Source organism: Neobacillus niacini (assembly GCF_031457145.1).
Lineage (GTDB): Bacteria > Bacillota > Bacilli > Bacillales > Cytobacillaceae > Neobacillus > Neobacillus niacini_J.
In genome coordinates, this window is the sequence record NZ_JAVDVZ010000033.1 from 1 (window position 1) to 6,836 (window position 6,836).

The following is a 6,836-nucleotide window of genomic DNA, read 5'->3' on the forward strand; positions in this document are numbered from 1 at the left end:
TCACACCCGTTCCCATACCGAACACGGAAGTTAAGCTTCTCAGCGCCGATGGTAGTTGGGACTTTGTCCCTGTGAGAGTAGGACGTTGCCAGGCATAGCCCCTTTGGGGCTTTTATTTTCTCGTTTTTTAATGATGGCCCCTTGGTCAAGTGGTTAAGACACCTCCCTTTCACGGAGGTAACACGGGTTCGAGTCCCGTAGGGGTCACCAAAGTTTTATTGATATAGTGGAGGATTAGCTCAGCTGGGAGAGCATCTGCCTTACAAGCAGAGGGTCGGCGGTTCGATCCCGTCATCCTCCACCAAAGTTTTTTCACGATAGTGAAAATAACTTTCAATTTTTCACGAAGTGAAAATAATCTTCATATTATCGCGGGGTGGAGCAGTCTGGTAGCTCGTCGGGCTCATAACCCGAAGGTCGCAGGTTCAAATCCTGTCCCCGCAACCAATTAAATTACTAGGTTTAAGCTGTTAAACCTCAACTATATTATTTTGGCGGTTGTGGCGAAGTGGTTAACGCACCTGATTGTGGTTCAGGCATTCGTGGGTTCGATTCCCATCAGCCGCCCCATTACAATATTACATATTGGGCTATAGCCAAGCGGTAAGGCATCGCACTTTGACTGCGACATGCGTTGGTTCAAATCCAGCTAGCCCAGCCATTTTTTTGCGGGTGTAGTTTAGTGGTAAAACCTCAGCCTTCCAAGCTGATGTTGTGAGTTCGATTCTCATCACCCGCTCCATATTAGGGCCTATAGCTCAGCTGGTTAGAGCGCACGCCTGATAAGCGTGAGGTCGATGGTTCGAGTCCATTTAGGCCCATAAATATTTTAAAAGAGTGATTGCTAACAATAGTAATCACTCTTTTTGTCTTTTTCTGCATGTGGGATTAAAATAAGAGTGAGATACAGTACGACAAATCCAAAAGTAAGAAAGGAGGACCAACATGAGTCTCATTGAAATCATGAAGAAACGCCAGTCAATTAGAACGTTTGATACTCAATACATCACAGAAACCGATTATAAAAAAATAAGAGAATATATAAACAATAAAGAAAACTTAGTTGGACCTTTTGGGAATAAGGGGAAAATTGAGTTTATTCAAGTAACTAATAATGTAAGTGACAAAGGCATAAAGCTAGGTACATATGGATTTATTAAAAATCCACAAGGTTATTTGGTTGGTGCCACGGAAAATAGTAAATACACACTAGTGGAGTTTGCATATGTCTTTCAAAAGCTGGTTTTATTTTTAACTGAGTTAGGAATAGGTACATGCTGGATGGGAGGCACCTTTAACCGAAATTCATTTGAACAGGAAGTCCAGCTTGGGGAAGGAGAATTCATCCCCTGTATAACACCAATCGGCTATCCGAATCAAAAACAAAGGGTCTTTGACAAAGCTCTTCGATACGTTGTAAAGGCAGACAATAAGAAGACTTGGGATAAGCTATTCTATGCTGAAACATTCGAAACCGGCTTAACTAAGAAAGAAGCAGGTCCTTTTGAAATTCCTATTGAAATGGTTAGGCTTGGACCATCTGCCTCCAATAAACAGCCCTGGAGACTTGTATTATCTGCAGATCGTAAAGTCTGCGATTTTTATATAGAGCATACGCCAAATTACAGTTCCAAATTAGGATATGACATGCAGCTCTTGGATATGGGAATTGCCATGTGTCAATTTGAATCAGCCTGTAAGGAATTGAATATTGAAGGTCGTTGGGTTATAGAAAATCCCAATTTAAAGCTCCCTAATGAGCATACAGAGTATATTGTCAGCTGGAATACATATTAATGAAGTTAGAAATGGAGAAGTAAGAAATGCCTGTGATAGAGCATAAACAATTCATAAAGGCGCCAATAGAAATTTGTTTTGACTTAGCTAGAGATGTCGAGGTTCATACTCGAACATCAGTTAAAACAAAGGAAAGGGCTGTTGGAGGGGTTACAGCAGGGCTTTTGCAGGAAGGTGATAGTGTTACCTGGGAAGCTGTACACTTTGGTATCAAACAAAGGTTAACAGCAAAAGTGATATTTATGGAAAAACCCCATAGTTTTGTAGATGTAATGGTAAAAGGTGCATTTAAGTCCTTCATCCACATCCACCAGTTTATTGAAGAAGAAGAAGGTACAACCATGATTGATCATTTTCAATATAGATCGCGATTTGGCCCAATTGGTATACTAATTGATAAGTTGTTTTTAGAGAAGTATATGAGAAAATTTATAGCTAATCGAGCAAGAGGTTTAAAGAAAATAGCCGAAAAATAGCTATATAATGGAACTAATCAAACGTTTGATTAAACGGGTTGGATACCTGATATAAATGGGTTTTATTCAGTTAGAAAGAAACTAATCAAACGTTCAATTAAATATCTTGTTATCGAAATTTATAATTAACTCTTCGACAGCTCCACTTTTCTTTTTTCAATATCCATAGCAGAGACAATATAGGCAAATCCATTCATTAATAAGTAAATAACATTGGATTGGACCCGTTCAGTTTCTCCTAAATAGGTATTTAAAATAATGACAACAGAGAATAGAACAACAAAAAATAGAGCAATTTTATTGAAGATTACCATTCAAACAACTCCTTTATTAGGATACTTATTTTTATCATATTTACCTCAAGCTGAACTTATGCAGGGCATGAAGCATTTGGTGTGTAGTTTAACGACTGGTATCTTTTTAAAATGTATAATATTAGGTTGATAGATAAATTTAAAAAAATTTAAACGTTTAATAGTGAGTAATTACAATGGGGGAATGTCTGTGGAAAAGGTGCTTATTCTTGGTGCAAGCGGTCTTGTGGGGAAAGCGTTAATTGAGGAATTGAAAGATGGATTTGACTTATTCGGAACCTATTCATCTTCGTTAACCAATCTCCCTAATGAGAAGCAGTTCCAATTGGAAGTCCAGCAGATTGATAAACTGAAGGAAATACTAAATTCCATTCAACCTGATATTGTAATTTCCTGCCTAAGGGGAGAGTTTGATCAGCAGCTCAAGTTTCATAATGAATTGGCTTTGGAATTAGTTAATACAAAAAGTCGTGTGTACTACGTGTCTACCACCAATGTTTTTGATGGGGACTTTTCAAAACCACATTTAGAAACAGATATTCCTATTGCCGAATCAGATTATGGCAAATATAAAATTGATTGCGAAAATATGCTAAATGATATTTTAGGAGAACGAGCAATGATTATCCGTATCCCAGCAATATGGGGTAAGGATTCTCCTAGATGGAAATTAATTAAAGAAAGTATAAAAGATCATAAAGTGATTGATGTATACAGTAATTTAGTATGCAATAATCTTTTAGATATTCAGTTATCAAGGCAGCTACGGTTCATTATTGAAAATGGGCTCAAAGGAATATTTCACTTAGGTTCAGTCGATATGCATACGCAGAGCGAGTTTTTTGAACAGATTCTAAGTAACTTTGGAGGCAAAAATGACCTTCTTCGAGATAGCTCGTTTCAAGACGATAGCCAGATTTATTATTTTACACTGACAACCAATCGAAATGATATTCCAGATTTCCTTCAGTGTACAAATAAAGAGATTATTTCGTACCTGCTAGGATAATTTCGTGAAAAAATAAATAAAACCAGGTGAGAATATGAACCGCAATAACTTGTTAAAAGAGAAAATAAAAGTAGACAATTACAAAGTATTTGCCTTATTAAGCAATTATTTAAATCATGCACCTGACTTTATTACCAAAGAAGAAATCGATGAGATTGTTACTAGTGGCGTATCGTATGAATATGCATTCGTTGTCATACTAGCTGCTGCTTTCGGGCTGGAAATTGTAGATAATGATGAAGATAAGGACTTGTTCAACCAATATATTAAAAAAATGATTCATCAACTTGATGCAAATGATTATTATGACAATCCATATTATAAAAATATCAAAATCCCAACGATAAAAATCGGAAAAAGCGAGCTAAAATATGAAAAATATAAACCTTTTGAAGGCTTTGTTTGTAATGATATTATCCAAACAAAAGAGGGAAGACAAATACCTCAAATCGGATTTTTTGATAAAGAATTTATTTTCCCAGCCGTATTAGAAAATGATCGAATCTGGATGACCATTACACCGAATGAGATCGAAACAATGAAAGATGCGGTTGATGGCGCATTTGGTAACGTGCTTACATTTGGGCTAGGGCTTGGTTATTATGCCTATATGGTTTCTGAAAAAGAAAATGTAGAAAGCGTCACAATTGTGGATATGAATGAAGATGTCATTCAATTATTTAAAAAATATGTATTACCGCAATTTAAAAATGCTCATAAGATTAAGATTATTAAGGCAGATGCGTTTGAATATGCACAAAAACATATGTCTAATGGCAAATATGATTTTGTGTTTACGGATTTATGGCATGATGTATCGGATGGGATTGACATGTATCTGAAAATGAAAAAGGTTGAAGAACAACACCCGAATACTGTATTTTCGTATTGGATAGAAAAGTCTATTTTGTGCTATTTGTAATAGGTTTTGAGTATCAATCGTATAAAGTTTATTAAAAGGATTTAGGATTTACTTTAGCTGAAATTGCTAAGTTACTTGGAGTCGTTGATAAAGACGATGAACGATGTAAAGATATGTATAATTTTGTTGTTAATAAAATTGAAGATGTTCAATTGAAAATTAGAGAGTTAAACAGGATTGAGCAAATGTTATTTAATCTAAAAGAAAGTTGTCCTGACGAAAAATCTTTGTATAATTGTCCTATCATTGAGACTTTAATGATTGGCGATAAATAAAAAGGAGGTCTTAATATGGTCATACAATCTAATATGTCTCCAAAAGCGATTGTTGAAGTTTGGAAAGAAACAGCTCCTATTTTTGTCAAATTTAATTTACCTCTTACTGAAAAGACATTGGAAACTATTTTGGGAACTGATACTCTTACCGCGCTTCTTATTGAATTAAATGCTGCCGTTAGAAGTTCCACTGCTACCTGTATTGAAGGAGGCTGACAAATGCCAACTAAAAAGGAGTAGGATACTCCTTTAATAATGAACTTATCATAGGGGGGTATTTATGGATTATTGTACAAAAATGAGAGAAATGATTGGGACTTCTCCATTGATTATAGTACGACCAAGTGTAGCTATTATTAATAAAAAAGAAGAGATTTTATTAAGTAGATATTCAGGTGCAACTTGGGGGATTCCTGGTGGAATATTGCAATTAAATGAGTCAGTGGAAGACTGTGTTAAAAGAAATGTACAAGAGGATATAGGGATACATATTAATAATTTAAAATTATTTGGTGTTTATTCTGGTATGGAATTAAATACAAAGTCAGCGGACGGTGAAAATGAATATCACACTGTTGCAATAGGATATTTATGTACTGACTTTAAAGGAGTAGTTACGCCTGATGAGAATCAAGCAATTGAAGCTGGATTTTTCAGATTAGACCAATTACCTGAAGAAACAGACCTTTTTATTAAGAAAAAGTTAATTGAATTAAAAGGGCAACTAGAAAAATACTCAATGTAAAGTTCGTAACTTAGCGTGGGTCCGATAAATCCTTTTTCTCAATTTTGAAGTAGCCCTTATTAAGCTAAAGGGAGCTTTAGTTCAAGAACAGGACTGTCAATAGAAGGTCTTTTTTTATGCTATTAAGTGTTAAGGGAGTGGGTTGAAGCCTGCTCCTTTTTGATTACTCCGTAACATGTTTTTATACATAAAAAAGCCAATCCTTTACACTTCAAGGGATCGGCGTTTATCACTTTATTATACTGGGTCAACAGGTGCAATCGGGCTAGGTTGCCAGATCCGGGAAATCCAGGCTGCTTAATTGTCTTTTAATCAGCACTTGTCCCATTCAGCTTTATTCTGAGTGCATAAGTTATTATTAAGGCCGCCAAGCCAATATAACTACCTCAGAAGAGGCGTTTGCATTGTATTGCAGACGCTTTTTTATTTTTAGAAATTGTTTTGTCCTTACAACAATGATATATGTCCAATCAACCCTTGTCTTTAAAAAATATACATAAGGAGAAATAGCTTTTGTCCGATTGGTGGTGAAAAAAATGGGTTGGTTCGGCGGATACGGTGGATACGACGGTGGTTATGGATACGGCGGTGGCTTTGGCGGCAGCAGCTTTGTATTAATCGTTGTATTGTTCATACTTCTAATCATTGTAGGGGCTTCATTTTGCTAAATAGTACAGAACAAAGGGCAGGGTAAGTTAATCTGTCCCTCTGTCATATAGACTTCTAAAATGAAAGGAGGATGATTACAAATGGGTTTTTTTCGTGACGACTTTAGAAGAGATCGATTTTTTCGTGACGATTTTAGAAGAAGACGGTTTTTCCCCTTTGAATTCTTATTTTTCCCCTTTTTCCCCTTTGAATTTAAAAGAGATAGAAGAAGAAGACGTAGATTCTAAAAGCAAAAGATTTAAACAGTATTTCCATGGGCCTACGGGCCTTCTTTTCTTCTATGTAATCCGATCACATACATAATTACGAAGAAATGATAGAAATGCTTGTATGCTTGTCAGAACCGAAGTAATTAAAAGGTTACATAGTCGAATTAGCAAAAGCAATTTGAGGGTGTGGGCGGAGTGCCTGCCCCTTTTTTCAGTATAAGATTGATTACTTTCTTAAACTAACGAAGCAGTTTAGTTGAAGAAACAAAAGCTAAACGTGATAAAATAATGAATATAATTTTATGCATAAGGTGAAAGGGTGAATAATTTTTGGAGTTAATTTTTAATAAAATTCTCAAAGAAGAATTAACAATTAAAGAAATCCAAGAAGCATTCGAGACGGGAGTTTTAACTTCAAAA

The 6,836-nt window shown here is 35.6% G+C and carries 7 protein-coding genes, 7 tRNA genes, 1 rRNA gene and 2 pseudogenes; 16 read left to right on the forward strand and 1 reads right to left on the reverse strand.

The genetic code is table 11. From position 1 onward, the window contains the following. The 10 genes from rrf to J2Y03_RS28755 form a co-directional block, all read left to right on the forward strand. A 5S ribosomal RNA gene (gene rrf, locus J2Y03_RS28710) occupies positions 1–94 on the forward strand; the annotation flags it as partial. 41 nt (positions 95–135) lie between these two features. Next, positions 136–210 (forward strand) — tRNA-Glu (locus J2Y03_RS28715). Positions 211–228: 18 nt separating this feature from the next. After that, positions 229–304 (forward strand) — tRNA-Val (locus tag J2Y03_RS28720). A 66-nt stretch (positions 305–370) separates the two neighbouring features. Next, positions 371–447: transfer RNA gene (locus tag J2Y03_RS28725), tRNA-Met, on the forward strand. 47 nt (positions 448–494) lie between these two features. Further along, positions 495–570, forward strand: a tRNA-His gene (locus tag J2Y03_RS28730). A 16-nt stretch (positions 571–586) separates the two neighbouring features. Further along, positions 587–661: transfer RNA gene (locus J2Y03_RS28735), tRNA-Gln, on the forward strand. A gap of 7 nt (positions 662–668) precedes the next feature. Next, a tRNA-Gly gene (locus J2Y03_RS28740) sits at positions 669–742 on the forward strand. A 5-nt stretch (positions 743–747) separates the two neighbouring features. Next, positions 748–821: transfer RNA gene (locus J2Y03_RS28745), tRNA-Ile, on the forward strand. A gap of 124 nt (positions 822–945) precedes the next feature. Beyond that, positions 946–1,797 carry a nitroreductase family protein gene (locus J2Y03_RS28750; RefSeq protein ID WP_310200687.1) on the forward strand — a complete coding sequence of 284 codons (852 nt, stop codon included), beginning with the start codon at positions 946–948 and terminating at the stop codon, positions 1,795–1,797. Between the two features lie 26 nt (positions 1,798–1,823). Next, the gene (locus J2Y03_RS28755) at positions 1,824–2,273 is read left to right on the forward strand and encodes an SRPBCC family protein (protein WP_310200689.1); all 450 of its coding nucleotides are present in this window, start codon (positions 1,824–1,826) and stop codon (positions 2,271–2,273) included. A gap of 125 nt (positions 2,274–2,398) precedes the next feature. On the opposite strand, the gene J2Y03_RS28760 is transcribed toward J2Y03_RS28755, so the two are convergent. Beyond that, entirely contained in the window at positions 2,399–2,587 is a 189-nt protein-coding gene (locus J2Y03_RS28760) for a hypothetical protein (protein ID WP_132097504.1), read from the reverse strand. A 184-nt stretch (positions 2,588–2,771) separates the two neighbouring features. Between J2Y03_RS28760 and J2Y03_RS28765 the strand changes: the two genes are divergently transcribed. The 6 genes and pseudogenes from J2Y03_RS28765 to J2Y03_RS29115 form a co-directional block, all read left to right on the forward strand. Next, positions 2,772–3,596: a sugar nucleotide-binding protein gene (locus tag J2Y03_RS28765; protein ID WP_310200691.1), complete on the forward strand. Its 825-nt coding sequence runs from the start codon at positions 2,772–2,774 to the stop codon at positions 3,594–3,596. Between the two features lie 34 nt (positions 3,597–3,630). Beyond that, on the forward strand, positions 3,631–4,518 hold the full coding sequence (locus J2Y03_RS28770) for a spermine/spermidine synthase domain-containing protein (RefSeq protein WP_310200693.1): 888 nt from the start codon (positions 3,631–3,633) through the stop codon (positions 4,516–4,518). 35 nt (positions 4,519–4,553) lie between these two features. Further along, positions 4,554–4,793 (forward strand): annotated as a pseudogene (locus tag J2Y03_RS28775) (MerR family DNA-binding protein); the annotation flags it as partial. Between the two features lie 15 nt (positions 4,794–4,808). Further along, positions 4,809–5,009: a hypothetical protein gene (locus J2Y03_RS28780; RefSeq protein ID WP_132097507.1), complete on the forward strand. Its 201-nt coding sequence runs from the start codon at positions 4,809–4,811 to the stop codon at positions 5,007–5,009. A gap of 64 nt (positions 5,010–5,073) precedes the next feature. Then, a complete protein-coding gene (locus tag J2Y03_RS28785; protein ID WP_132097508.1) occupies positions 5,074–5,538 on the forward strand; it encodes an NUDIX domain-containing protein in 465 nt (154 codons plus the stop codon). 599 nt (positions 5,539–6,137) lie between these two features. Then, positions 6,138–6,206, forward strand: a pseudogene (locus J2Y03_RS29115) (YjcZ family sporulation protein); the annotation flags it as partial. Positions 6,207–6,836: the final 630 nt, after the last annotated feature.

Bases quoted from the DNA above. Each gene is read 5' to 3' on its own strand.
- J2Y03_RS28755 (WP_310200689.1), top strand. From the start codon at position 1,824: ATGCCTGTGATAGAGCATAAACAATTCATAAAGGCGCCAATAGAAATT.
- J2Y03_RS28765 (WP_310200691.1), top strand. From the start codon at position 2,772: ATGTCTGTGGAAAAGGTGCTTATTCTTGGTGCAAGCGGTCTTGTGGGG.
- J2Y03_RS28750 (WP_310200687.1), top strand. From the start codon at position 946: ATGAGTCTCATTGAAATCATGAAGAAACGCCAGTCAATTAGAACGTTT.
- J2Y03_RS28760 (WP_132097504.1), bottom strand. From the start codon at position 2,587: ATGGTAATCTTCAATAAAATTGCTCTATTTTTTGTTGTTCTATTCTCT.
- J2Y03_RS28785 (WP_132097508.1), top strand. From the start codon at position 5,074: ATGGATTATTGTACAAAAATGAGAGAAATGATTGGGACTTCTCCATTG.
- J2Y03_RS28780 (WP_132097507.1), top strand. From the start codon at position 4,809: ATGGTCATACAATCTAATATGTCTCCAAAAGCGATTGTTGAAGTTTGG.
- J2Y03_RS28770 (WP_310200693.1), top strand. From the start codon at position 3,631: ATGAACCGCAATAACTTGTTAAAAGAGAAAATAAAAGTAGACAATTAC.